Consider the following 23,920-nt stretch of genomic DNA (forward strand, 5'->3'; position numbering starts at 1 on the left):
GCCGAGCCATGCTCGGCAGGGGCATTACCGGTAGAGCCTCCTTGCCGAGCGTGGCTCGGCACTACAGAGCCCAGGTCTTGCTCAAAGCCCCTCTCCCGCTTGCGGGGTGAGAGGGGCAGGGTGCGAACCACAGGTTCGCTGCCCATCGAACGCCCTTGCGCCAGCGCAAGGGCCGGGGCGCGGAGCGGGGGTTGGGGTGAGGGCAGCGCTTCGCTGGGAATGCCCCCTGCCGAGCATGGCTCGGCACTACATGAGCAACATCTGCCGAGCATGGCTCGGCACTACATGTGCGTCAGGCGCGCTGCTCACGGGCGGTCATCAGCATCGCATCGCTGGATTCCTGGAATACATGCAGGCCGAACTCTGGCAGCATCGCCAGCAGGTGGTCGAACATGTCCGATTGGATGGCTTCGTACTTGGCCCAGGCGGTCGAGGAAGTGAAGCAGTAGATTTCCAGCGGCAGGCCCTGCGGAGTCGGCGCCATCTGCCGCACCAGCAGGGTCATGTCCTGATGGATGCCCGGGTTGTGCCGCAGATACAGCTCCACGTAGGCGCGGAACGTACCCAGGTTGGTCAGCCGACGCGAGTTGACCGGTTCCGGATGCGCCTGTGCCACCTGCGCATTCCACTGCTGCAGTTCCTGCTGCTTGCCCGCCAGATAATCATCGAGCAGCGCGATCTGGCCCAGTCGCTCCAATCCACCGGCATCGAGGAAGCGCACGCTGTGCTGGTCCAGGTAGATCGAACGCTTGATCCGGCGTCCGCCCGCCTCCTGCATGCCACGCCAGTTCTTGAACGACTCGGTGACCAGCTTCTTGGTCGGGATGGTGGTGACGGTCTTGTCCCAGTTCTGCACGGTGACAGTGTGCAGGGCGATGTCGATTACGTCGCCGTCGGCGTTCTGGCTGGGCATCTCGATCCAGTCGCCGATGCGCACGCGGCCATCGCCGCTGATCTGCACACTGGCCACCAGCGACAGGATGGTGTCCTGGAAGATCAGCATGAACACTGCCGTGGCCGCACCCAGACCGGTGACCAGATGCAACAGTTCCACGCCGACCAGGATCGCCACGATCGACAGGCCGGCAAACACGAACACTACAATTTTGACGACCTGCAGGTAGCCCTTGATCGGCTTGTTGCGCGCATCGGCGCGGCGCTCGTAGAAATCGTTGAAGGCGTCAAGTGCATGCGACACCGCCATCGCAATGGTCAGCACCGTCCACGCATGGCATAGCGCTTTAAGGCCGTTGACCAGACCCGGGGGCAGCTCCGGCACGATGCTCAAGCCAGCGGCAAGCACCACCGACGGCACGATATTGGACAAACGCGCGATCACCCGCAGCGGCTGCCTGGCGTTGTGATTGGGGCCGGAGAAGCGTTCGATCATCGAACGCAGACCACGCAGCAGGACGCGCTTGGTGACGAAGTTGGCCAGCCATGCCACCAGCAGCAATCCCGCCAACACCACTGCCGGGTAGGCCATCGGATACGGCGCCAGCATGTTCTCCAGCTGATCCAACCAACGAATTCCCATTACCGCCATCGCGCATTTTTCCTTTTACTTGTATTGCAGAAACATCCTGTCCAACCGCATTGCTTGATCGGACAGGCATAGCTCAGGCCGCGCACAGCAATGCGCGCGACTGGATTACAACAGGCTCAAGCCTCAGCGCTGCTACGCTCGATGATCACGCCAACCGCACGCGCACCGCGTACCGCGCCGGGCTTGCTCAGCTTCAGTCGCAGCCATTGCACGTTGAATTCGTCCAGCACGATCTGCGCGCAGCGCTCGGCCAGCGTTTCCACCAGTCCGAAGTCGGAGGCGCGCACGAATTCCATCAGGCGCTTGCTGACCGCCTTGTAGTTCAGCGTGTCGACGATGTCGTCGCTGGCGGCGGGCTTGCGGTTGTCGAAGCCCATTTCCAGATCGAACACCAGGGTCTGGCGGATGCGCCGTTCCCAGTCGTAGATGCCGATCAGGGCGTCGATTTCGAGCCCTTCGATGAATACCTTGTCCATTGCATCTGTCGTATTGGATGAATACGACATGGTAACGGCAGCAGACTGAGCCTGCCGTGGACGAGCACGGCAGGCCTGCTGGTCAGCCCTGCAAGGGCGGCAGTAACGCCATGTCCCAGCGCGGCGTCACCTTGATCTCGGCCGGGCCGTGCTGGCCGGCCTGCAGGCGCAGGGCGCCAGCGAAGGCGATCATCGCGCCATTGTCGGTGCACAGTTCCGGGCGCGGGAAGCAGACCCGGCCGCCGCGACGCTGGGCATTCTCCTGCAGCTTGGCGCGCAGGCGCTTGTTGGCGCCAACACCACCGGCCACCACCAACACGTCGCAACCGGCCGCATCCAGCGCACGGCCACACTTGATCACCAGCGTGTCGACCACCGCATCCTCGAAGCCACGGGCGATGTCGGCACGGGTCTGCTCGGTCTGGTCGCTGTCGCGCCAGGCCATCAGCACCTGGGTCTTCAAACCGGAGAAGCTGAAGTCCAGCCCCGGCCGGTCGGTCATCGGGCGGGTGAACTTGTAGCGGCCCGGGGTGCCGATCTCGGCCAGCTTGGCCAGTTGCGGCCCGCCCGGGTACGGCAGACCCATCATCTTGGCGGTCTTGTCGAAGGCCTCACCGGCGGCATCATCGAGGGTCTCGCCGAGCAGGCGGTATTTGCCGATGGCATCCACCGCGATCAGCTGGGTGTGGCCACCGGAGACCAGCAAGGCGACGAACGGCGCTTCCGGCGGGTCGTCTTCCATCAGTGGTGCCAGCAGGTGGCCTTCCATATGGTGTACGCCGATGGCAGGCACATCCAGGCCCCAGGCCAGCGAGCGGGCCACGCCGGCACCGACCAGCAGCGCACCAACCAGGCCGGGGCCAGCGGTATAGGCCACGCCCTCGATCTCGGAGATGGCGATGCCGGCCTCGTCCAGGGTCTGCCGGATCAGCGGCAGGGTCTTGCGCACGTGGTCGCGGCTAGCCAGTTCCGGCACCACGCCGCCGTATTCAGCATGCAGCGCGATCTGGCTGTAGACGGCGTGCGCACGCAGCGCAGCCGCCCCGGAGAGTGAGGTGTCGTAGACGGCTACGCCCGTCTCATCGCAGGATGATTCAATGCCAAGTACTTTCATAAAGCGTATTGTGGACCTCTCTGGCGCCCCCGCCAAATCGCAGGGGTTGCACGTCTGCGCAAAGGGACTATAATGCGCGGCTCACCGGGTGTGTCCCGGTTTTTCTACAGAGTCCCCGGAGATTCCATGCCCAGCGTTAAAGTCCGCGAGAACGAACCCTTTGAGTTTGCTCTTCGCCGCTTCAAGCGCACTTGCGAAAAGGCCGGCGTGCTGGCCGAAACCCGCAAGCGCGAGTTTTACGAAAAGCCGACCCAGGAACGCAAGCGCAAGGCTGCTGCAGCCGTGAAGCGCCAGCTGCGTCGTTCCTCGCGCGACGTCACCAAGCGTCAGCGCCTGTACTGATCGTACGCGACTCCTGAACGGGGGGCTCCGGCCTTCCGTACTGGAGTGAAAGCCGGCACGCGCAAGCGTAGCCGGCTTTTTGCGTTCCAGACGCCAGCAACGCTGACGTCACTGCCCCATATTCCTGACCCGAAGAGGTGCTCCATGAGCCTGAAGCAACAGCTGTTCGAAGACATGAAGGCCGCCATGAAGAGCGGCGACAAGCACTCGCTGAGCGTGATCCGCCTGATCAACGCCGCCATCAAGCAACGCGAAGTCGACGAGCGCATCGAGCTGACCGACGCCGACGTGATTGCCGTGCTGGACAAGATGATCAAGCAGCGCAAAGACTCGGTCACCCAGTTCGAAGCCGCCAACCGTGAAGACCTGGCCGTGATCGAGCGCGAGGAGATCGTGGTGATCGAGCGCTATGTGCCGGCCAAGATGGGCGAAGCCGAGATCCAGGCCGCGATTGACGCTGCCAAGGCCGAGACCGGCGCCAGCAGCGCTGCCGACATCGGCAAGCTGATGGGCGTGCTCAAGCCCAAGCTGGCTGGCCAGGCCGACATGGGCCTGGTGTCCAAGCTGGTCAAGCAGGCCCTGGCCGGCTGATCCCAGCTGCCAAGGTTGTGCGACAAGGCCCGCCGCGTGCGGGCTTTGTTGTTTCTGATCTTCTGCCTTTTTGTGGGAGCGGCGTCAGCCGCGAAGCTGGCAGTACTGGAATCACCGACCGGCCTGCAATCTGATGAATCTGTGGCTTCGCGGCTTACGCCGCTCCTACATTTTCGGGCATTACCGGGAAAGCCCCTGCCGAGCATGGCTCGGCACTACGGGCACCCATTCACCCGTTCCGAAGCCCGCCTTTGCTAGAACAGACCCCTGCCTTCACGCGATCCATCTGATGCCCGCAACCCGCCCCACCCTGCATTCGTTCAAATCCCGGCTGGAGCTGCTCCAGCAAAGCTTGCCGGCCGCCCTCGCCCGCCGCTTCGTCGAAGCCGACGTGATGACCCAGGCAGCCTCGCTGGCCTTCTACACCTTGCTGTCGCTGGCGCCACTGCTGGTCCTGCTGCTGTGGCTGACCGCCTCGCTCTACCCGCCCGCCCAGCAGACCCTGATCGAGCAGATCGGTTCACTGGCTGGCCCCAGCGTGGCCGAAGTCGCACGCACGGTGATCACCAATGCCAGCGCACAACCGGATCTGGGCTCGTTCGCCGGGATCTGGAGCCTGATCCTGCTGTTTGTCGGTGCCACCGTGGTATTCGCCCAGCTGCAGGCGGCGCTGAACCTGATCTTCCGTACCGATTCCAAGCGTTTCGAAGGCATCTTCGGCTGGCTGAAGAAGCGGGTGTTTTCCGCCGGCGTGGTGCTGGCGCTGGGCTTCCTGCTGATCGTGTCGATGGTCGCCACCACCGCGCTGCAGGTGATCTTCTCGCACCTGCCCTCCGCCCTGCCGGCGCTGGGCTACACAACCACACTTGCCCTGTATGCGCTGGGCTTCGCCTTCCTCTACCACTACCTGCCGGACAGACCAGTTGCCTGGCGCCAGGCCTTTCTCGGTGGCGCCATCACCGCCGTGCTGTTCACCCTCGGCCGCTATGCGATTGGCCTGTATATCGCCAACGCTGCACCGGGCAGCGCTTACGGCTCGATGGGTACGCTGGTGATCATGCTGGTGTGGATTTACTACGCCAGCGTGGTGTTCTTCGCTGGCGCGCTGATTACCGCGGTGATTGATGAGCGGGCGTATGCGCGGCGGAAGGTGGAGGCTGCCGCTGAAGTTGATGCTGGGGCTTTGGACTGACGGCAGAGCAAAAGCTGGAGCCAAAGCCCCCCTCCCCAGCCCTCCCCTTCGCTGCGCGAAAGGGAAGGGGCGGCTTCGCTCCCTCCCTTTGCCGGAGGCAAGGGGGTGAAGAAGGTCTGCTTGCGCGGCACTGCCGCGCGACCTGATGAACGATCGAAGGCTATGCCTTCGGGCCGGACGGGCCGGGGAGGGGTAGCTCTTCGCCGTTGACTGAAAACCATCAAGCCCAACAGCCAGCCAGCACCAGCCCAGCCTAGTACACTCCCCTTCCCCCTCTCATCGCGCTCCGCCAACCGGCGGCGCTATCGATTTGCCGCATGGCCCGACTTCCCGACGCGTTCATTGACGACCTGCTGGCCCGCACCGACATCGTCGAAGTGGTGGGCTCACGTGTGCCGCTCAAGCGCCAGGGCAAGGAATACGCATCGCGCTGCCCGTTCCATGACGAGCGCTCGGCTTCGTTCACGGTCTCGCCGACCAAGCAGTTCTATCACTGCTTCGGTTGCGGCGCGCACGGCACCGCGATCAGCTTCCTGATGAATTACGACCGCCTCGAGTTCCTCGATGCGGTGGATGAGCTGGCCAAGCGCGTGGGCATGGAGATCCCGCGCGAAACCAATGCGCGCACGCCGCAGCAGCAGGACGACAGCCGCGACCAGTACTCGGCACTGGATGCCGCCACCCGCTTCTTCCAGAAGCAGCTGGAGGGCAACGACAAGGCCCGCGCCTATCTCGATGGTCGCGGCGTCGATGCCGATACCCGCGCACGCTTCTCCATCGGCTATGCGCCGGATGGCTATAGCGCGCTGAAGGACGCACTGGGCAAGGACGAGCGGCGCATGAAGCTGCTCGAACGCGTCGGCCTGTTCTCCAAGAACGACCGCGGCCACGTCTACGACAAGTTCCGCGACCGGGTGATGTTCCCGATCTTCGACCGCCGCGGCCGCGTCATCGCCTTCGGCGGCCGCGTCATGGAAAAGGACGACGGCCCCAAGTACCTCAACTCACCGGAAACCGCGCTGTTCCACAAGGGCCGCGAACTGTACGGCCTGTGGCAGGTGCGTCAGGCCAACCAGAAGATCGAACGCCTGATCGTGGTTGAAGGCTATATGGACGTGGTCAGCCTGTTCCAGTTTGGCGTCACCCAGGCGGTGGCGACGCTGGGCACGGCGACCACGCCCGATCATGCCGAGCTGCTGTTCCGCAACGCGCCGGATGTGTACTTCTGCTTCGACGGTGATGCCGCCGGTCGCCGCGCCGGTTGGCGCGCACTGGAGTCGGTGCTGCCGCGCATGAAGGATGGCCGCCAGGCCTTCTTCCTGTTCCTGCCCGATGGCGAGGACCCGGACACCATCGTGCGCAAGGAAGGCGCCGATGCCTTCGATGCACGGCTCAAGCAGGGCACGCCGCTGTCGCAGTTCTTCTTCGACGAACTCAGCCGTGAGATCAACCTCGGCACACTCGATGGCAAGGCGCGATTGGCCGAACGCGCCAAACCAATGCTGGCGCAGATTCCCGATGGTGCCTTCGGCGACCTGATGAAGCAGGAACTGGCGCGCCTGACCGGCATAGGCAGCACCAGTACCGCCGCAGCGCCCGTGGCGCGACCACCGATGCGCAACAACGCCGTGCCTGCACAGAAGCGCAGCCTGGTGCGTGCGGCGATTGCCATCCTGTTGCAGCAGCCTTCACTGGCGATGAGCCTGGAAGGCCACCACGCCATTGGCGGCCTGCGCCTGCCCGGCATCGAACTGCTGGTCGAGTTGCTGAACCTGGTGCAGCAGCGCCCGGACATCAGCACCGGCGCCCTGCTCGAACACTTCAACGAGCGCGAAGAACAGGCAGCATTGCACAAGCTGGCCGCGCAGGCGCTGCCAGGCGATGAAGCGATGTGGGCACAGGAACTGCAGGACGCCGTGCTGCAGTTGGAGAAACAACTGCTGACCCAGCGTCTGGACGAACTGCAGGCCAAGCAGCGCCAGCAAGGTCTGGACGACACCGACAAATACGAACTGCGCGAGCTGCTCAAGGCCCGCGCCAGCCTGCGTCTCTGACATCTGTAACGGAGCACTGCATGTACATCTATCGCCTGTCACTGCTCCTCTCACTGCTGCTCGCTGCCAACGCCTTCGCTGGCGATGCAACGCTGCGCCAGCCGCGCCCAGACCTGATCACCGCCGGCCAGCCGAGCGCGCAACAGCTGCGCGATGCCGCCGCCAATGGCGTCACCACGGTCATCGATCTACGCAAGCCCGATGAAGATCGCGGCTATGACGAGGCCGCCTTGGCCGGACAACTCGGCCTGCGCTATGTGCGCCTGCCGATCGCCGGTGCCGGCGACATCACCGTCGCCAACGCGCGCACGCTGGACCGCCTGCTCAAGCAGGACGGCGGCAAGACGCTGCTGCATTGCGCCTCCTCCAACCGCGCAGGCGCATTGCTGTCGTTGATCGACGCACGCATCAATGGCGCATCGGTGGACGACGCCCTCAAGTTCGGCCGTGACGCCGGCATGACGTCACTCGAGCCCGCTGCACGCGCTGCTCTGGAAACATCCACACCCTGATCAGGAGGCATTGCCGACATGACCCGCTGGTGGTCGCGACTGCGACCGGACAACTTCACCCTCGCCCTGCTCGCTACTGTCGTCCTTGCCAGCGTGCTACCGCTCACTGGCAGCGCAGCCAGGGGCTTTGACCACTTCACTGATATCGCTATCGCCGCGCTGTTCTTCCTGCACGGCGCGCGCCTGCCGCGTGAGTCCATCGTCGCCGGCCTGCTGCACTGGCGCCTGCACATCACCATCCTGGCCTGCACCTTCGTGCTGTTCCCGTTGCTGGGATTGGCGATGAAGCCGCTGGCTGGCTGGGCACTGACACCCGAGCTCTACATCGGCGTGCTGTTCCTGTGCGCCCTGCCATCGACCGTGCAGTCCTCGATTGCCTTTACCTCGATTGCCGGCGGCAACGTGCCGGCAGCAGTGTGCGCGGCTTCGCTGTCCAGCATCCTCGGCGTGTTCCTGACCCCGTTGCTGATGACGGTGCTTGCAGGCTCGCAAGGCGGCATGGCCAACCCGCTGCATGCGGTGGGCGCGATCATGCTGCAGCTGCTGGTCCCGTTCGTGCTCGGCCATCTGCTGCGGCCGTGGATTGGTGGCTGGATCGAAAAGCGCCGCGGCCTGCTGCGTTACACCGACCAGGGTACGGTGCTGCTGGTGGTCTACGCCGCCTTCGGTGAATCGGTCAGCGAAGGCCTGTGGAGCAAGACCCCGCCACTCTCCTTGCTGGCTGCCGCTCTGGTGGCTGTGGTGTTGCTGGCGATTGCCATGCCAGGCATCACCTGGCTGGCGCGGCGGCTGGGCTTCAACCGCGCCGACCAGATCACCATCATGTTCTGCGGCTCGAAGAAGAGCCTGGCTACCGGCGTGCCGATCGCCAAGGTGCTGTTTGCCGGCGGCAGCCTCGGCGCGATCGTGCTGCCAATCATGATTTACCACCAGATCCAGCTGATCGTCTGCTCGATGGTGGCGCAGCGGTATGCGAAGCAGAACGCCAACACGGCGGGCTCTTGATCGTTGTGGGAGCGGTGTAAGCCGCGAAGCTGATGGTGCTTCCGGTTGCGGCTGGATCTGCAACCATAGAATGTTTGGTTGCGGAATTCGTGGGTGTCGGGTGCATTCTCAGCTTCGCGGCTTACGCCGCTCCCACAATCGCACTTGCTGTTGTTTGAATGGAAAAGGCCGGCTTTCGCCGGCCTTTTCATTGCTGGATCACAACCAGGGCAGCAGCCAGTGGTCGATCAGCAGGAAGGCGAACAGCGCCATCAGGTACACGATGGAATAGCCGAACATCTTCATGTTGAACATTTCATCCGGCGGGTTCTGCATCTTCCACGCGTACCAGAGGAACACGATGTTCAACACCGTTGCGCCGCCCAGGTAGAACATGCCGCTCATGTCGATCGCCACCGGCAGCAGCGTCACCACCGCCAGCACCACCGAATACGCCAGGATCTGCTTGCGCGTATGCGGCACGCCGTGGGTCACCGGCAGCATCGGGATCTCGGCCTTGGCGTAGTCGACGCGGCGGAAGATCGCCAGCGCCCAGAAGTGCGGCGGGGTCCAGATGAAGATGATCAGCACCAGCAACGAGGCGTAGGCCCAATCCGAGCTGCCCTGCATACCGGTGATCGCCGCCCAGCCCAGCAACGGCGGTGTGGCGCCAGCCAGGCCGCCGATGACGATGTTCTGCGAGGTCGCCCGCTTCAGGTAGACGGTGTAGATCACCGCGTAGCCAATCAGCGAGGCGAAGGTCAGCACTGCGGTGATCACGTTCACCCACAGCACCAGGATGGTCATCGACAGCGCGGTCAGCGCACCAGCAAACACCAGCACCTGCCGCGGCGAGACCTTGCCGACCACCAAGGGCCGCCATGAGGTACGCGCCATCTGCGCATCGATCTGCGCATCCAGCAGCTGGTTGATCGCCGCTGCGGCCGAGGCCGACAGCCAGATACCAAGGAAGCCGAGCAGGCCAGTCACCACCTGGGTGGTGGTCGGCAGGCCCGGGATGGCCAGGCACATGCCGACCAGGGCGGTGAACACAATCAGTGCCACCACCTTCGGTTTGGTCAGGTCCCAGTAATCACGCCATGTTGTACGCATCATTCACTCCGGAGCGCGCAGCCGCGCCAGCAGCGTGACCAATGCAAACAACAGGGCAACCGCACCGCCGCTATGCATCACGGCCACCACCAGCGGCAGCGCCAGCTTGACATTGAGCACGCCCAGCGTGACCTGCAACAGCACCAACGCGATCAGTGTGGTTGCCCAACCGCGCATGCCCGGTAAACGGAACATGCGTACCGACAAAACCAATAGATACAAGGCCACCAGCACCGCCATCATCCGGTGTGCCATCTGGATGGCGATACGCGAGGCACCATCCAGCACGCCGCCTTCGTAATCCACACCGATGCCACGCCACAAGGTGAAGCCTTCCGTGTAATTCTGCTGCGGCCACCATTGGCTGACGCAGCGCGGGAAGTTGTCCAAGGACACGCTGCCGCCGCCGCAGGCCAGCGCCGCGTAGTTGGCACTGACCCAGCCGCCAAGCGCGATCTGCAGCACCACCAGCGCCACCGCACCACGCAGCCACCAGCGCAGGCGCGGCTCCTCGGCCAGGGTGATCGGCAGGTTGGTGGCCCTCCAGGCCATCCATGCCAGCATGCTGAACATCAGCATGCCGCCAAGCAGATGGCCCATCACCACGATGGGCTTGAGCAACCAGGTCACCGTCCACATGCCCAGCAAGGCCTGGAAGATCACCACCATCAGCGTCAGCACCGCAGCGCGCGCCAGATCGATGTTGGACCAGCGCAATGCCGCCAGCAGCAGGATCGCTTCACCGGCGATCGCCAGCACACTCGCTGCGACGTGTTCGCCGCGCATATATAAGGGGATGGCCAAGGCCACCAGCGCCGAAGCGGTGATGATCTGGGCGATGCCGCGCTTGCGCCGGCGTGCCGCCAGCAGCGCCAGCACAAGCACTTCCACGCCGAGCAGGCCGGCCAGGAAACGGTGCACCTGCTCGCGCCAGGCCTTATGGGTTTCCAGCGGACGGATCTCGCTGGCCACGTGTTGGGCCGCTTCCATCTGCGTCTGCGGCCAGGTGACACGGCCATAACAGGTGGGCCAATCCGGGCAGCTCAGGCCGGCATCGGACAGGCGCACGAACGAGCCGAACATGATCGTGCTCGCCGTCATGATCAGTGCGAACCACGCCAGTCGGTGGAAATTGCGGTACAGCGCCGGACGCGCAGTGGCATTCATCGAACGGAACTCACATCAGTTTCAACAGCTTGGATAGATCAGCCCGCAATCCACCCGGTTCAAAACCCGGCGCATAACGGAATACCACAAAGCCATTGGGATCAATCACATACACCGGGATACCGGCCGGGTCATCAACCCCCGGCAGCTTGCCCCGGAACGCAGGCTGGGGCTGCAGCACCTTCAGTGCCGGCGTCGCAGCCACCTGCTCAGGCGGCGTACCCAGCCACAATATCTCGACATTATCCGCGTTATGCCCAAACAACTGCCACACCTTGTCCAACTGCTGCGACAAAGTGACGCAGGCCGGCGCGCAGTCAGCAGCCGGTGCCAGCAGGATGCGCCAATGGCGCTCGCCGGGATTCCACTCGTAGGCCTGGCCGTTGGCCAGATGCAGCTGCTCGCTGCGCAGGTCCAGCGCCGGCTGCAACAGCTCACCGTGATGGCGGTTGATCTGCGGCGTCCAACCGGAGAAGCGCAGGATGCCGGCCAGCGCCATCGAGCCGAAGAACATGGCGAAGATCAGCAGCAATACCCGGCGACCGCGGTTGCGGGTGGCGAGCTGGTCGGGGGTGAGTGCGTTCATGGTTGGGGTCTTCCAGCGCTGGAATGGGGAGTGGATTGGTTGGAGCAAAAGCTGGCACTGGCTCTGGCACTGGCTCTGGCACTGGCTCTGGCTCTGGCTCTGGCTCTGGCGCTGGCGCTGGCTCTGGCGCTGGCACTGGTTTTAGCCCTTCTCCCGCCTGCGGGAGAAGGGTTGGGATGAGGGGAGCTTTGGCTTTGGCTTTGGCTTTGGCTTTGACCTGACTCCAACCTAACCCTCATTCCCAACTCCCGACTTACGCCGCCTCTTGAACTGCAACACCAACGCAATCAACAACACCGCCAAAGCCATCGCGAACCACTGCACCGCGTAACCAAGATGCCGCGAAGGCGGCAAGGTATTGGGCAGCAGGTCCAGATCACGCGCATAGCCCAACGGCAAGGCCGGATCCAGTCGCAACACCTTCGGCGCCAACGCACCAGCGCCAAGCCCGAGCTGCGCAGCAATCGCCGGCAGGTCAATGCGTGTCGCCAACCACGTCTGCGGTTGCGTGGCAGCCGTCAGCGCAGGGCCCAAGGCGATACCGGTTGCCGGCGCAGGCGCCCACAACCCCTGCAGTGCCTGCGTGCCCTGCTGCGCGCTGATCACCGGCATGCTGCGGTCGGCAGGCAAGGGCAGCCAGCCCAGATCGACCAGTACGACGATTCCATCGGCAGCGCGCGCAGGCTGGTAGACCTTGATGCCAGCCCTGCCCTCACGCAGCTGGTTGTCCAACAACACGCTGCCGGGCAGGAACTGCAGCTGGTCGCGCACCCAATGCAGGGAGTCCGGCGCGGCCGCTGCCTGGGCAAGGCTGAGCGCGGCGTCGCGACTGGGCGGCAATTGCGCCAGCAGGGCTTCTTTCTGGTGCATGCGCTGCAGCTGCCAGCCGCCCAAGGCGCAGAACACGACCGCCACCAGCACTGCCAACAGCCAACCAAAAATCGCCGTGTGCTGTCGCGTCATGACAAGCTGCCGCCAAGCAGGTGATATAGCACTGCCTTCCCACTGAACGAGCCACGCATGAATGATTCGTTGAAGACCCTGTTGGTGATCGCGTTCTTGATCGTCATCGTCTGGAATCTTGGAGCCGGCCTCTATTACCTGATGATCGATCGCGGCCAGACCAAACGGACGGTCAATGCGTTGACGCGGCGTATCGCGCTGTCAGTGGTACTGATTCTGCTGGTTGCCTTGGGCATCTATACGGGTTGGATCAAGCCGCACGGTGTTGGCGGCTGAACATCGCAACAGCCGCACTGCCATGCAGTGCGGCCGCCGGCCAGCGTTACAGCACGTAGACAAACAGGAACAGCATCAGCCACACCACGTCGACGAAGTGCCAGTACCACGCGGCCGCTTCAAAGCCGAAATGGTTGTCGCGGGTGAAGTGGCCCTTGGCCGAGCGGAACCACATCACCAGCAGCATGATCGTTCCCAGCAGCACGTGTGCGCCGTGGAAGCCGGTCAGCATGAAGAATGTGGAACCGTAGATGCCCGATCCCAGGGTCAGGTTCAATTCCTTGTAGGCGTGGATGTATTCCTCAGCCTGGAAGAACAGGAACACGCAGCCCAGCACCACCGTCGCGCCCAGCCAGATCAGCAGCTGCTTGCGGTTGCCCGCCTTCAGTGCGTGATGGGCGATGGTCAGGGTGATGCCCGAGGTCAGCAGGATCAGCGTATTGAGCAGCGGCAGGCCCCAGGCCGGGATGGTCTGGAAGGCGCCACCGATATCGGCCGGGCCATTGGTCGGCCATGCGGCGGAATAACCATCCCACAGGATTTCGTTGGTGAGCACGCCATGGCCTTCACCACCGAGCCAGGGCAGGCCCATGTTGCGGGTGTAGAACAGCGCGCCGAAGAAAGCGGCGAAGAACATCACCTCGGAGAAGATGAACCAGATCATCCCCATCCGGAATGAGCCATCGACCTGGCGGTTGTAGTTGCCACCCACCGATTCGCGGATCACATCGCCAAACCACAGGAACAAGGTGAACACCATCATCGCCACGCCGATGAAGAAGGCCAAGCGGCCCCAGCTGGCGTCGTTGAGCCAACTGGCTACCCCGACCATCATCACCAGCATCGCGATCGATCCTACAAACGGCCATTTACTGCTGCTTGGCACGAAGTAGGCATTGGCATCAGGAGGGCTATGGGCCATGGCGTTGCTTCCGGGTCCGTGATCAGGGAGCTGCGTGTGCGGCGGCCGCGGCAGTTGCCGGGGCCAGGCGTTCGGTCAGCGCATCATTCTTGTAGAAGGTGTAGGACAAGGTGATCGTTTTGACGTCGGCCGGCAGATCCGGGTCGACGATGAAACGTACCGGCATGTCGCGCTTCTCACCGGCCTGCAGGGTCTGCGCGGTGAAGCAGAAACATTCGGTCTTGTTGAAGAAGCCCGATGCACGAGCAGGCGCCACCGACGGCACCGCGCTGCCAACCATCGCGCGGTCGCTGTCATTGCGGGCGAAGTACAGGGCTTCGTTCAACTCGCCCGGCACCACATCCATCGTCAGCTTTTCCGGGTGGAAGGCCCACGGCAGTTTGGAATTGACGCCGCCGTCGAACTCCACACGCACGGTGCGCTTGCTGTTGGCAGCATGGGCACTGGTTTCGTGGGTGGTGGCACCGCGCTCCAGCCGCACGCCGAACACTTTTTCGCAGGCGATGCGATACAGCGGCACCAGCGAGAAGGTCAGTACGAACACCGCGAAGGCCACGCCGATCAGCCGGCCGAGGCCAGCGTTGGGCTTGGGTGCGGGCGCTGGCGCGTTCAACTCGCCAGCACCCCGGACAGGATGAAGCCGACATAGACCGCAACCGCGATCAAGCCAACGACCAATGCGGTGCGCCGCGAGCGGCGCCTGCGCAGGGCCAGTTCTTCAGCCTGGAAGTGTTCGTTGCTGTTCATTGCCAGCCTCCTCAGTGCGTCACGTCGTCATGCGCCAGATCACCCGGTTTGATCACCGGCGGCACGGTGAAGGTGTGCGCAGGCGCAGGTGACGGAATGGTCCACTCCAGGCCACGAGCACTTTCCCAGGCGCGTGCTTCGGCACGTTTGCCGTTGCGTAGCGAGGCCAGCAGGATCGCCGCCATCATGAACGGGGTGGCGAACATGCCGAATGCGCCGATCGAGCTGATCAGGTTCCAGTCGGCGAACACCGGGTTGTAGTCCGGAATACGCCGCGGCATGCCAGCCAGGCCGAGGAAGTGCTGCGGGAAGAACAGCAGGTTGACGAACACCATCGTCCACCAGAAGTGAAACTTGCCCCAGAACTCGTTGTACATGCGGCCAGTCCACTTCGGCCACCAGTAGTACACCGCGGCAATCAGCGCCAACACCGCGCCGGTCACCAGCACGTAGTGGAAATGCGCCACCACGAAATAGGTGTCGTGGTACTGGTAGTCGGCCGGCACGATCGCCAGCATCAGGCCGGAGAAACCGCCGATGGTGAACAGGATGACGAAGGCGATGGAGAACAGCATCGGCGTTTCAAACGTCAGCGAGCCCTCCCACATCGTGCTGACCCAGTTGAACACCTTCACCCCGGTCGGGATCGAGATCAGCATCGTGGCGAACATGAAGTAGATCTCGCCACCCAGTGGCATGCCCACCGTGAACATATGGTGCGCCCACACGATGAACGACAGGAAGGCGATGGCGGCAGTGGCGTAGACCATCGCCTGGTAGCCGAACAGCGGCTTGCGACTGAAGGTCGGCAGGATCTCGCTGACCACGCCGAACGCCGGCAGGATCATGATGTAGACCTCGGGGTGCCCGAAGAACCAGAAGATGTGCTGGAACATCACCGGGTCACCGCCACCGGCGGCATTGAAGAAGCTGGTGCCGAAGAACTTGTCGGTCAGCAGCATGGTCACCGCGCCGGCCAATACCGGCATCACCGCGATCAGCAGGAAGGCGGTGATCAGCCACGTCCAGCAGAAGATCGGCATCTTCAACAGGTCGATGCCCGGTGCGCGCATATTGAGCACGGTGGCGATGATATTGATCGCGCCCATGATCGAGCTGACACCGGCCACGTGGATGGCGAACACGCTGAAGGCGACGTTGTAGCCACCCTGCAAGGACAGCGGCGGATACAGGGTCCAGCCACCGGCCGGCGCACCGCCGGGCAGGAACAGCGTCACCAGCAGCATGCTGAAGGCAACCGGCAGCAGCCAGAACGACCAGTTGTTCATGCGCGGCAGCGCCATATCCGGCGCGCCGATCTGCAGCGGGATCATCCAGTTGGCGAGGCCGACGAAGGCCGGCATCACACCACCGAAGATCATCACCAGTGCATGCACGGTGGTCATCTGGTTGAAGAATTCCGGCTTGACGAACTGCAGGCCGGGTTGCGCCAGCTCCAGCCGGATCACCACGCTCATCGCCGCGCCGATGATGAACATAGTGAAGCTGAAAAGCAGGTAGAGCGTGCCGATGTCTTTGTGATTGGTGGAGAAGAACCAGCGCTCGAAGAAGCCCTGTTGGTGCCCGTGGTGATCGGAGTGGTCCACTGCGGTATTCGCCATTGCAACTACACCTCGTTATGCGTTTTCAGGCATCGCGCCGGCAGCACCGGCACGCAGTGGTATCAGGCACCGGCCGCCGCAGGCGCGGCGGGTGTAGCGATAGCTTGAGTTGCTTCGGGAGCAGCTGCAGGTGCCGGCTCGGCAGCAGGTGCGGCCTCTACCGGTGCAGCAGGCTTCGGCTTGCGCGAGGCCAGCCAGGACTTGAACTCGTCCTTGGACACGGCCTTGACCACGATCGGCATGAAACCATGGTCCTTGCCGCACAGTTCCGCGCATTGGCCGCGGTACACGCCCTCGGTTTCGATATTGGTCCAGCGTTCGTTGATGAAGCCCGGCACGGCGTCCTGCTTCCAACCAAGTGCTGGCACCCACCACGCGTGGATCACGTCGTCGGAGGTGATGACGAAACGGACCTTGGTATCCACCGGCAGCACCAGCGGGTTGTCCACGTCGAGCAGGTAATGCGGATCGCTGGCCATGGTCGGCACGCTGCCGCTCTGCCGCACTTCGTCGGACTTGCGGTCCAGGCGGCTGGTGAAGACCACATCTTCACCGAGGTATTCGTACTTCCACATCCATTGATAGCCGGTGACCTTCACCGTCATCTCGGAATCGCGGGTGTCGTACATCGCGATCAGCTTGGCCGTGGCCGGCCAGGCCATCACCACCAGGATGATGATGGGAATGACGGTCCAGATGATTTCCGCCTTGGTGTTGTGGCTGAACTGCTTGGCCACCGCACCCTTGGACCTGCGGAACTTGAACATCGCGTAGGCCATCGCGCCGAACACCAGCACGCCGATGACGGTACACACCCACAACGCCACCATATGTGCGTCCCACGCCATACGCGAGGTATGGGTGACGCCCTTGCCCATATTGAGCTGCCATTCCTTGGGATCGGCCGATTGCGCCCATGCTGCCTGCGCCGACAGCATCACCGCTGCCGCTGCCAAACCGTGTTTCAACTTCGCGCCCCACACGCTGCTTTGCTTCATTGCCTAGACCCTTGACGTCATCGGTTGCTGCCATTGCTGGCTGCGAGCAAGCCTTCAAGTGTCACCGCAAGTTCCCGACGTTCCACGGGCGCGAGGAAACTCCCCACTTCCACCCACTTGCCGCTGGAAACCAGCAGGACCCGTTCCTTCCCGGTCACCACCCGCACCCAATACGGGTGTGCGCGGAATACCGGCGAAACTCCGGCTGCGGGAATCACTTCCACACAGTCCGGTCCTACCCGGATCTCTTCCCGGCGATTGCTGCTGCGCCAACACGCGCGCAGGGCAGCGGCTACCAGGAAGCCATGCAACAACGCGAAGACAGGGGCCAGTAGGTTCCCGGACAGCCATGCCAGGCCGGCCGCGAACACCATCACTCCTGCCAACGCCGCAAACAACTGGACGAACTGCCGAGCACTGAGTGCCCGTGGGGGGTGCAGTAACAACTGCGTCCCTGAGCCATCGGAATCTTGCCGAAGCACCTGGATCATCGCAGCCGCGTCCATACCGCGGAAATCGAGTTCGATGGTAGCCCTGCCCGCACACGCCCGGCAAGCTTCCATTCATCATCGTCATCAATGCTGCAGTGCACATCAAAACTGTGCCCATATCGTCCAAGCACGTCGATTTAAATGCCGGAATTGGCACAATTAGAATCAGCTAGCTGAATATTGCGAAATCGCCTGCAGGCCAGTGCTTTCACGCTGCAAACAGATGCCCGCAGGGGGCTAGGAAATCCGCCACCGAAGATTAAAATGGCCGAATCCAACTGTGGCCGAGCGCATGAACGCAACACCTTCCCCTGATGTCGCCTCCCCTACGTCGCCGGCCCCGCCGCTGCTGACGCCTGAGCTGCCACCGGCGCCGCCCGCGCTGCGCCAGGCCATCACCGATGCATGGCTCAAGGACGAGGCCAGCCACGTGCGCGAACTGCTGGAACAGGCGCGCCTACCGGCCGCCGAGCAGGCACAGGTACAGGCTACCGCCGCCGACCTGGTGCGCCGCGTGCGCGCCCGTGCCAAGAACCAGGGCGCGATCGAAGCGTTCATGCGCCAGTACGACCTAGGCAGCGAGGAAGGCGTGCTGCTGATGTGCGTGGCCGAAGCCCTGCTGCGCATTCCGGACCAGGAAACCGCCGACAAGCTGATCCGCGACAAGCTGGGCGAAGCCGACTGGAAGCGCCACATGGGCCAGTCCGATTCGGTGCTGGTCAATGCCTCGACCTGGGGCCTGATGCTGACCGGTCACCTGGTTGACCTGGCCGATGCCACCAAGCGCGACGTGCATGGCGCGTTCAAGCGTCTGATCGGCCGCGTTGGCGAGCCGGTGATCCGCCTGGCCGTGCGTCAGGCAATGAAGATCATGGGCCACCAGTTCGTCATGGGCCGCACCATCGACGAGGCGCTGTCGCGTTCGCACAAGGGCGACAACAGCAACTACCGCTACTCCTTCGACATGCTCGGCGAAGGCGCGCTGACCATGAAGGACGCGCTGCGCTACCTGGAAGACTACCGTCGCGCCATCCACGCCATCGGCAGCGACAACATCGCCCGCGGCGGCAAGGCCGATGGCGACGTCACCAAGTCGCACGGCATCTCGATCAAGCTGTCGGCGCTGTACCCGCGCTACGAGCACGCCAAGCGCGAGCGCGTATTGAATGACCTTGTCCCGGGCGTGCTGGAACTGGCGCAGCTGGCCAAGTCCTACGGCATCGGCTGCACCGTCGACGCCGAGGAAACCGATCGCCTGGAACTGTCGCTGGACATCATCGAGCGCGTGGTCAGCCATCCGTCGCTGAAGGGCTGGGCGGGCTTCGGCATCGTCGTGCAGTCCTACCAGAAGCGCACGCCGTACACGATTGATTACCTCGCTGACCTGGCCCGTCGCATCGGCCACAAGCTGCAGGTGCGTCTGGTCAAGGGCGCGTACTGGGATGCGGAAATCAAGCGTGCGCAGATCGAAGGCCTGCCCGCCTACCCGGTGTTCACCCGCAAGCAGAACACCGACGTGTCCTACATCGCCTGCGCCAAGCGTTTGTTTGGCCATGCCGATGCGATCTACCCGATGTTCGCCACCCACAACGCGGCCACCATCGCCACGATCAAGCAGATCGCCAAGGGCGGCGTGTACGAACACCAGAAGCTGCACGGCATGGGCGATGACCTGTATGCCGAGGTGATTCCGGCTGACCGTCTGAACGTGCCCTGCCGCGTGTACGCACCGGTGGGCTCGCACGAAGACCTGCTGCCCTACCTGGTGCGTCGCCTGCTGGAAAACGGCGCCAACTCCAGCTTCGTCAACCGCATCACCGATGAAGACGTGTCGATCGACGACCTGATCCGCGATCCGGTCGAAGCCGTGTCTTCGTTCGCTTCCATTCCGCACCCCAAGATCCCGCTGCCGGTTGATTTGCTGCGCAGCCAGAACCACGACAGGACCAATTCCATGGGCATCAACCTCGCCAACGACAACGAACTGCGCGCCCTGGCCGAGCAGCTCAACGCCGCCATCAAGCCTTGGCAGGCGACGCCACTGGTGCAGGGTGTTGCGCCTGGCGCGCCGTCGCAGCCGGTGATCAACCCGGCCGACAACCGTCAGGTCATCGGTCACTGGCAGGCCGCTGACAGCGCCACCGTGCAGAAGGCGCTGGCCAATGCCGTCGCCGCACAGCCGGCCTGGAACCGTACCCCGGCTGCCAGCCGTGCTGCCATCCTTGAGCATGCCGCCGACCAGCTGGAAGCGCGCATCGCCGAGTTCATGGCGCTGTGCGTGAAGGAAGCCGGCAAGAGCCTGCCCGACGGCGTCGCCGAAGTACGCGAAGCGGTGGACTTCCTGCGCTACTACGCCAAGCAGGCACGCGAGCAGTTCGGCACTGCCGAGAAGCTGCCCAGCCCGACCGGCGAAAGCAACGAGCTGCAGCTGCACGGCCGTGGCGTCTTCGTCTGCATCAGCCCGTGGAACTTCCCGCTGGCGATCTTCCTCGGCCAGATCAGCGCCGCCCTGGCCGCCGGCAACAGCGTCATCGCCAAGCCGGCCGAGCAGACCAACCTGATCGGCTATTACGCAGTGAAGCTGCTGCTGGACGCTGGCGTGCCGGAAGGCGTGCTGCAGTTCCTGCCGGGCGACGGTGCCACCGTCGGTGCCGCGCTGACCGCCGATCCGCGCGTGGCCGGCGTGGCCTTCACCGGCTCCACCGAGACCGCCCGCGCCATCAACCGCGCCATGGCTGCACGCGATGCCGCCATCGGCGTGCTGATCGCCGAGACCGGCGGCCAGAATGCCTTCATCGCCGACTCCTCGGCGCTGCCGGAACAGCTGGTCAAGGATGCGATCGGTTCGGCCTTCACCTCCGCCGGCCAGCGTTGCTCGGCAGCGCGCGTGCTGTTCGTGCAGGATGACATCGCCGACAAGGTGATGGGCATGCTGTCCGGCGCGATGGCCGAACTGAAGGTCGCCGATCCGGGTGAACTGTCCACCGACGTCGGCCCGGTCATCGACGCCGACGCGCTGCAGATCCTCAAGGACCACGCCGTGCGCATGGACGCCGAAGCGCGCCTGATCGCCGCCGCACCGCTGTCCGATGCGGCCGCGCACGGCACCTTCTTCGCCCCGCGTGCGTACGAGCTGAAGGACCTGAACCAGCTGCACAAGGAAATCTTCGGGCCGGTGCTGCACGTGATCCGCTGGAAGGCCGATCAGCTGGATGCGGTGATCGACCAGATCAACGCCACCGGCTACGGCCTGACCCTGGGCGTGCATTCGCGCATCGACGAAACCGTTGATCGCATTGCAGCGCGCGTCAACGTCGGCAACGTCTACGTCAACCGCAACCAGATTGGTGCGGTGGTCGGCGTACAGCCGTTCGGCGGCCAGGGCCTGTCCGGCACCGGCCCCAAGGCCGGCGGCCCGCACTACCTGCTGCGCTTCGCCACCGAAAAGACGGTAACGGTGAACACCACTGCTGCAGGCGGCAACGCCTCGCTGCTGACCCTGGGCGATTGATCCCAGTAGTGTCGTGATCAGGAAAAACCCCGCGCAAGCGGGGTTTTTCTTTGCACTGCCAAAACCTACCCCTCCCCAACCCTCCCCTTCGCTGCGCGAAAGGGAGGGAGCGGTAGTGCCGAGCCATGCTCGGCAGAGGCGTTCCCGGCAATGCACCAACACCGCAGGAACTGTGGGAGCGGCGTAAGCCGCGAAGCAGATGCTCGGCCAAATTGCAGATATGCCGGTGGTTTCGATGACGCCAGCTTCGCGGCTCACGCCGCTCCTACAAGGCAACACACAAACAAAAAGCCCCGCTTGCGCGGGGCTTTCTGCATGCATCAGCTACGGTTCGATCAGAACTTGTAGTTGATCGAGGCAGCCAGAACGTCGCCGCGGACCTTGTACTTACCGGTCAGCGAGTTGCCCTGGTTGTTGGTGGTACCGGCGATCTTCACGTCCGGATCGCTGGTGAACAGGTGGGTGTAACCGAAGTTGTACTCGATGTTTTCCGACGGGGTCCAACCCACGCCCAGCGACAGCCACTTACGGCTGGTATCCGGCACGCGCACATCGCGATGAGCGTTCGTGGTCGGGGTCTGGTCCAGTGCGATACCACCGCGCAGGGTGACGGTGTCGCTCAACTTGAAGTCGGTACCCAGCGAAACGAAGGTCGTGTCGCGGTAACCGAACTCCAGCACCGAGTCCGGCTGCGCCGAGGCGTAGTCGATGGTGACCTGGTCGAACGCGGTCGACCAGGCAGTGCGGGTGACATCACCCATCACGGTCCAGCGGTCGTTGACGTTGTGGGTCACGCTCAAGGTGGCCGAAGCCGGCAGGGTCAGCGTGGCCTTGCCCGAGGTGCTGGTGAAGCGGCCCGGCTGGGCTACTGCCAGAATCGCAGCGGCGTTGGGCGGTACGTCAAACGTAGCCTTGCCGCCGGTGACCTTGTGCTCGACCTTGGAGCGATAGCTGATACCGATATGGGTGTTCTCATCGGGGCTGAACAAGCCACCAACGGTCCAACCCACCGCATTGTTGTCGCCTTCCACGGTCAGCTTGCCGTCGGCATTGCCTGGTGCGAAGCCCGGCACGCGGCTCTGAGCCAACGCGGTGCCGAAGTCGATGTTGTTGCTCAGCTCGATGGTCAGGTGCTCAACGAACACCGAAGCGCCGAAGGACACGTACGGATTGACGTCATAGGACGCTGCAAAGCCCAGATCGACAGCCTTCAGATCGGTCTTCAAGCCGCTGTAACGGCCGACCCAGCCCTTGTCGTATTCGGTCTTGAAACCGAACGGCGCGGTCAGCGACACACCGAAGTGGGCCTGCTCGCCGATCGGCATATGGAAATAGGCAGCCGGAACCGGCGCGATCATGCCTGCATCGCCGCCGTCACTGCCGGTCTGCGGGGTACCAACCGGGGTGCGGCCGCTGCCCTTGAATTCAGCCGAGAAGCTGATGGCACTCAGGTCACCCTGGATCTGCATGCCGTCCAGCTGGCGCATGCCGGCCGGGTTGACGGCGATGATGGATGCATCTCCCTTGGCGCTGCCGGAACCGGCAAAAGCGCGGCCGAGGCCCTTGGCGCTGTTTTCCTTCAGCTGGAAGGCAGCAGCATCGGCGTGGCTGAAAGCCAGGGCGCCGGCAATACCGACGGCAAGGGCAGTTACGCGAGCAATAGCAGAAGCGGTCATAGTGGAAGCTCTCTCCGTAAACGGTAATGGTCGTTTTGCGCCTGCACTCCCAAGCAGCAAGCTACTTGACAGTGCGCCGGAGTCCCCTCCCGACATACGACGCCGTATGCAGTATCACCCACGCTCGTTAACTAAACAATAACGACGTAAGACATATTCCCAGCCCGCCCCGGGCGGTCCCGGGTTAGGCTTCCGCACTCATGTTCGTCTCCATTCCTTCCAGAAATAAGTCAGGCCTGCGCTGGGCAGTGCCCTTGCTGTGCCTGACCTTGCTGGCAGCCTTCCTGTGGTCAATCTCGCGGCCAGATGAGGCGCGGCGTTCGCTGTGGTTGGACTGGGGCGCGCTGGCCACCGGCCTGGGCAGTGGCCATGACTGGTGGGCAGCTTTGCGCGACGGCAGCGTATTAAGGTTGTTCACCGCCCTGTTCCTGCACGCCGACTGGTCGCATCTGCTCGGCAACCTGGTGTTCCTGCTGATCTTCGGCCTGCCCGCCGAGCGGGTGCTGGGGCCGTGGCGCCTGCTGTTGCTGTTCCTGTTCGGCGGCGCCATCGCCAACCTCGCTGCGCTGTACGTGATCGGCTCGCCCGAGCGCACCATCATCGGTGCCAGTGGCGCGGTGTCGGCCTTGATGGGCACGTACCTGACCCTGTTCCCACGCGCCAAGCTGGGCGTGGTGCTGCCCCTGGGTTTGTTCCTGGAATTCGTGCGTGCGCCGGCCTTTCTGTTGATCGGCGTGTGGGCAGCTTTGCAGGTCGTCTTCGCCTATATCGGCCCCAGCTTCGGCATGGTGGCCTGGTCGGCGCATGTGGCCGGCTTTTTGTTTGGTGTGGCTTACGGGTTGTATGTGCGTGCGGCGATTGCCCGGCGTCTGCGCAAGCGCAAGGGCTTCTAGCCCTGCCTGTTTTTTTGTGGGAGCGGCGTCAGCCGCGAAGCCGGTGCCCCCTCAGATCACCCGCTTGTCTGCCGTTTCATGTATAACGGCTTAGCCGCGGGCGCCCCTCCAACCAGCGCCCCCAGAAGACCCCGTGACCCCCCA

General features: G+C 63.6%; 23 protein-coding genes. 9 read left to right on the forward strand and 14 right to left on the reverse strand.

All coding sequences use genetic code 11. The features are described 5' to 3' along the window. Positions 1-292: 292 nt before the first annotated feature. From ACVOLR_RS17280 to tsaD, 3 genes are all read right to left on the reverse strand, one after another. Positions 293-1,546, reverse strand: coding sequence for a mechanosensitive ion channel family protein (locus tag ACVOLR_RS17280; protein ID WP_481537539.1), 1,254 nt, complete (start codon positions 1,544-1,546; stop codon positions 293-295). Positions 1,547-1,662: 116 nt separating this feature from the next. Continuing rightward, positions 1,663-2,022 (reverse strand): dihydroneopterin aldolase, encoded by a 360-nt coding sequence (folB, locus tag ACVOLR_RS17285; protein WP_481537540.1) that lies wholly within the window; start codon positions 2,020-2,022, stop codon positions 1,663-1,665. An 82-nt stretch (positions 2,023-2,104) separates the two neighbouring features. Next, positions 2,105-3,136 carry a tRNA (adenosine(37)-N6)-threonylcarbamoyltransferase complex transferase subunit TsaD gene (gene tsaD, locus ACVOLR_RS17290; protein WP_481532434.1) on the reverse strand — a complete coding sequence of 344 codons (1,032 nt, stop codon included), beginning with the start codon at positions 3,134-3,136 and terminating at the stop codon, positions 2,105-2,107. Between the two features lie 126 nt (positions 3,137-3,262). Between tsaD and rpsU the strand changes: the two genes are divergently transcribed. The 6 genes from rpsU to ACVOLR_RS17320 all read left to right on the forward strand — a co-directional run bounded on the left by rpsU (position 3,263) and on the right by ACVOLR_RS17320 (position 8,832). After that, entirely contained in the window at positions 3,263-3,478 is a 216-nt protein-coding gene (gene rpsU, locus ACVOLR_RS17295; protein ID WP_002808376.1) for a 30S ribosomal protein S21, read from the forward strand. A 144-nt stretch (positions 3,479-3,622) separates the two neighbouring features. Next, positions 3,623-4,069 (forward strand): GatB/YqeY domain-containing protein, encoded by a 447-nt coding sequence (locus ACVOLR_RS17300; protein ID WP_481517900.1) that lies wholly within the window; start codon positions 3,623-3,625, stop codon positions 4,067-4,069. Positions 4,070-4,358: 289 nt separating this feature from the next. Beyond that, positions 4,359-5,261 (forward strand): YihY/virulence factor BrkB family protein, encoded by a 903-nt coding sequence (locus ACVOLR_RS17305; protein ID WP_481537541.1) that lies wholly within the window; start codon positions 4,359-4,361, stop codon positions 5,259-5,261. A gap of 317 nt (positions 5,262-5,578) precedes the next feature. Continuing rightward, the gene (dnaG, locus tag ACVOLR_RS17310; protein ID WP_481537542.1) at positions 5,579-7,315 is read left to right on the forward strand and encodes a DNA primase; all 1,737 of its coding nucleotides are present in this window, start codon (positions 5,579-5,581) and stop codon (positions 7,313-7,315) included. A gap of 20 nt (positions 7,316-7,335) precedes the next feature. Beyond that, on the forward strand, positions 7,336-7,827 hold the full coding sequence (locus ACVOLR_RS17315) for a protein tyrosine phosphatase family protein (RefSeq protein WP_481537543.1): 492 nt from the start codon (positions 7,336-7,338) through the stop codon (positions 7,825-7,827). Between the two features lie 18 nt (positions 7,828-7,845). After that, positions 7,846-8,832 carry a bile acid:sodium symporter family protein gene (locus tag ACVOLR_RS17320; RefSeq protein WP_481537544.1) on the forward strand — a complete coding sequence of 329 codons (987 nt, stop codon included), beginning with the start codon at positions 7,846-7,848 and terminating at the stop codon, positions 8,830-8,832. A gap of 198 nt (positions 8,833-9,030) precedes the next feature. Here ACVOLR_RS17320 and cyoE read toward each other — a convergent pair whose 3' ends face one another. From cyoE to ACVOLR_RS17340, 4 genes are all read right to left on the reverse strand, one after another. Beyond that, positions 9,031-9,924, reverse strand: a complete 894-nt coding sequence (gene cyoE / locus ACVOLR_RS17325; protein ID WP_481537545.1) for a heme o synthase — start codon at positions 9,922-9,924, stop codon at positions 9,031-9,033. Positions 9,925-9,927: 3 nt separating this feature from the next. Then, a complete protein-coding gene (locus ACVOLR_RS17330; RefSeq protein WP_481537546.1) occupies positions 9,928-11,091 on the reverse strand; it encodes a COX15/CtaA family protein in 1,164 nt (387 codons plus the stop codon). 10 nt (positions 11,092-11,101) lie between these two features. Then, positions 11,102-11,677, reverse strand: a complete 576-nt coding sequence (locus ACVOLR_RS17335) for a hypothetical protein (protein ID WP_481537547.1) — start codon at positions 11,675-11,677, stop codon at positions 11,102-11,104. 228 nt (positions 11,678-11,905) lie between these two features. Beyond that, positions 11,906-12,640 (reverse strand): SURF1 family protein, encoded by a 735-nt coding sequence (locus ACVOLR_RS17340; RefSeq protein WP_481537548.1) that lies wholly within the window; start codon positions 12,638-12,640, stop codon positions 11,906-11,908. A 57-nt stretch (positions 12,641-12,697) separates the two neighbouring features. Here ACVOLR_RS17340 and ACVOLR_RS17345 point away from each other — a divergent pair, with 57 nt between their 5' ends. Then, the gene (locus tag ACVOLR_RS17345; protein WP_312916472.1) at positions 12,698-12,916 is read left to right on the forward strand and encodes a twin transmembrane helix small protein; all 219 of its coding nucleotides are present in this window, start codon (positions 12,698-12,700) and stop codon (positions 12,914-12,916) included. Between the two features lie 46 nt (positions 12,917-12,962). Here ACVOLR_RS17345 and ACVOLR_RS17350 read toward each other — a convergent pair whose 3' ends face one another. From ACVOLR_RS17350 to ACVOLR_RS17375, 6 genes are all read right to left on the reverse strand, one after another. Beyond that, positions 12,963-13,838 carry a cytochrome c oxidase subunit 3 gene (locus ACVOLR_RS17350; RefSeq protein ID WP_481537549.1) on the reverse strand — a complete coding sequence of 292 codons (876 nt, stop codon included), beginning with the start codon at positions 13,836-13,838 and terminating at the stop codon, positions 12,963-12,965. Positions 13,839-13,860: 22 nt separating this feature from the next. Beyond that, positions 13,861-14,451, reverse strand: coding sequence for a cytochrome c oxidase assembly protein (locus ACVOLR_RS17355; RefSeq protein ID WP_481537550.1), 591 nt, complete (start codon positions 14,449-14,451; stop codon positions 13,861-13,863). Next, positions 14,448-14,585, reverse strand: coding sequence for a hypothetical protein (locus tag ACVOLR_RS17360; RefSeq protein ID WP_481537551.1), 138 nt, complete (start codon positions 14,583-14,585; stop codon positions 14,448-14,450). Before ACVOLR_RS17360 ends, ACVOLR_RS17355 begins: the two co-directional genes overlap by 4 nt. 11 nt (positions 14,586-14,596) lie before the next feature. Then, positions 14,597-16,207 carry a cytochrome c oxidase subunit I gene (gene ctaD, locus ACVOLR_RS17365; protein ID WP_481537552.1) on the reverse strand — a complete coding sequence of 537 codons (1,611 nt, stop codon included), beginning with the start codon at positions 16,205-16,207 and terminating at the stop codon, positions 14,597-14,599. A gap of 62 nt (positions 16,208-16,269) precedes the next feature. Further along, positions 16,270-17,205 carry a cytochrome c oxidase subunit II gene (coxB, locus tag ACVOLR_RS17370; RefSeq protein ID WP_481537553.1) on the reverse strand — a complete coding sequence of 312 codons (936 nt, stop codon included), beginning with the start codon at positions 17,203-17,205 and terminating at the stop codon, positions 16,270-16,272. Positions 17,206-17,222: 17 nt separating this feature from the next. Continuing rightward, positions 17,223-17,696 carry a DUF2244 domain-containing protein gene (locus ACVOLR_RS17375; RefSeq protein WP_481537556.1) on the reverse strand — a complete coding sequence of 158 codons (474 nt, stop codon included), beginning with the start codon at positions 17,694-17,696 and terminating at the stop codon, positions 17,223-17,225. Between the two features lie 292 nt (positions 17,697-17,988). On the opposite strand from ACVOLR_RS17375, the gene putA reads away from it, so the two are divergent. Continuing rightward, a complete protein-coding gene (gene putA, locus ACVOLR_RS17380; RefSeq protein ID WP_481537554.1) occupies positions 17,989-21,207 on the forward strand; it encodes a bifunctional proline dehydrogenase/L-glutamate gamma-semialdehyde dehydrogenase PutA in 3,219 nt (1,072 codons plus the stop codon). Between the two features lie 335 nt (positions 21,208-21,542). Here the strand turns inward: putA and ACVOLR_RS17385 are convergent, their stop codons facing one another. Beyond that, positions 21,543-22,883 carry an outer membrane protein transport protein gene (locus tag ACVOLR_RS17385; RefSeq protein WP_481537555.1) on the reverse strand — a complete coding sequence of 447 codons (1,341 nt, stop codon included), beginning with the start codon at positions 22,881-22,883 and terminating at the stop codon, positions 21,543-21,545. 200 nt (positions 22,884-23,083) lie between these two features. Between ACVOLR_RS17385 and ACVOLR_RS17390 the strand changes: the two genes are divergently transcribed. Further along, positions 23,084-23,776 carry a rhomboid family intramembrane serine protease gene (locus tag ACVOLR_RS17390; protein ID WP_481510496.1) on the forward strand — a complete coding sequence of 231 codons (693 nt, stop codon included), beginning with the start codon at positions 23,084-23,086 and terminating at the stop codon, positions 23,774-23,776. Positions 23,777-23,920: the final 144 nt, after the last annotated feature.

The sequence above is a fragment of the Stenotrophomonas sp. STEN030 genome, from assembly GCF_056759995.1.

Bases quoted from the DNA above. Each gene is read 5' to 3' on its own strand.
- ACVOLR_RS17390 (WP_481510496.1), top strand. From the start codon at position 23,084: ATGTTCGTCTCCATTCCTTCCAGAAATAAGTCAGGCCTGCGCTGGGCA.
- tsaD (WP_481532434.1), bottom strand. From the start codon at position 3,136: ATGAAAGTACTTGGCATTGAATCATCCTGCGATGAGACGGGCGTAGCC.
- ACVOLR_RS17305 (WP_481537541.1), top strand. From the start codon at position 4,359: ATGCCCGCAACCCGCCCCACCCTGCATTCGTTCAAATCCCGGCTGGAG.
- ACVOLR_RS17320 (WP_481537544.1), top strand. From the start codon at position 7,846: ATGACCCGCTGGTGGTCGCGACTGCGACCGGACAACTTCACCCTCGCC.
- ACVOLR_RS17345 (WP_312916472.1), top strand. From the start codon at position 12,698: ATGAATGATTCGTTGAAGACCCTGTTGGTGATCGCGTTCTTGATCGTC.
- ACVOLR_RS17315 (WP_481537543.1), top strand. From the start codon at position 7,336: ATGTACATCTATCGCCTGTCACTGCTCCTCTCACTGCTGCTCGCTGCC.
- ACVOLR_RS17350 (WP_481537549.1), bottom strand. From the start codon at position 13,838: ATGGCCCATAGCCCTCCTGATGCCAATGCCTACTTCGTGCCAAGCAGC.
- putA (WP_481537554.1), top strand. From the start codon at position 17,989: ATGAACGCAACACCTTCCCCTGATGTCGCCTCCCCTACGTCGCCGGCC.
- ACVOLR_RS17360 (WP_481537551.1), bottom strand. From the start codon at position 14,585: ATGAACAGCAACGAACACTTCCAGGCTGAAGAACTGGCCCTGCGCAGG.
- cyoE (WP_481537545.1), bottom strand. From the start codon at position 9,924: ATGCGTACAACATGGCGTGATTACTGGGACCTGACCAAACCGAAGGTG.
- ACVOLR_RS17330 (WP_481537546.1), bottom strand. From the start codon at position 11,091: ATGAATGCCACTGCGCGTCCGGCGCTGTACCGCAATTTCCACCGACTG.
- ACVOLR_RS17300 (WP_481517900.1), top strand. From the start codon at position 3,623: ATGAGCCTGAAGCAACAGCTGTTCGAAGACATGAAGGCCGCCATGAAG.
- coxB (WP_481537553.1), bottom strand. From the start codon at position 17,205: ATGAAGCAAAGCAGCGTGTGGGGCGCGAAGTTGAAACACGGTTTGGCA.
- ACVOLR_RS17280 (WP_481537539.1), bottom strand. From the start codon at position 1,546: ATGGCGGTAATGGGAATTCGTTGGTTGGATCAGCTGGAGAACATGCTG.
- folB (WP_481537540.1), bottom strand. From the start codon at position 2,022: ATGGACAAGGTATTCATCGAAGGGCTCGAAATCGACGCCCTGATCGGC.
- rpsU (WP_002808376.1), top strand. From the start codon at position 3,263: ATGCCCAGCGTTAAAGTCCGCGAGAACGAACCCTTTGAGTTTGCTCTT.
- ACVOLR_RS17340 (WP_481537548.1), bottom strand. From the start codon at position 12,640: ATGACGCGACAGCACACGGCGATTTTTGGTTGGCTGTTGGCAGTGCTG.
- ACVOLR_RS17375 (WP_481537556.1), bottom strand. From the start codon at position 17,696: ATGATCCAGGTGCTTCGGCAAGATTCCGATGGCTCAGGGACGCAGTTG.
- dnaG (WP_481537542.1), top strand. From the start codon at position 5,579: ATGGCCCGACTTCCCGACGCGTTCATTGACGACCTGCTGGCCCGCACC.
- ACVOLR_RS17335 (WP_481537547.1), bottom strand. From the start codon at position 11,677: ATGAACGCACTCACCCCCGACCAGCTCGCCACCCGCAACCGCGGTCGC.
- ACVOLR_RS17385 (WP_481537555.1), bottom strand. From the start codon at position 22,883: ATGACCGCTTCTGCTATTGCTCGCGTAACTGCCCTTGCCGTCGGTATT.
- ctaD (WP_481537552.1), bottom strand. From the start codon at position 16,207: ATGGCGAATACCGCAGTGGACCACTCCGATCACCACGGGCACCAACAG.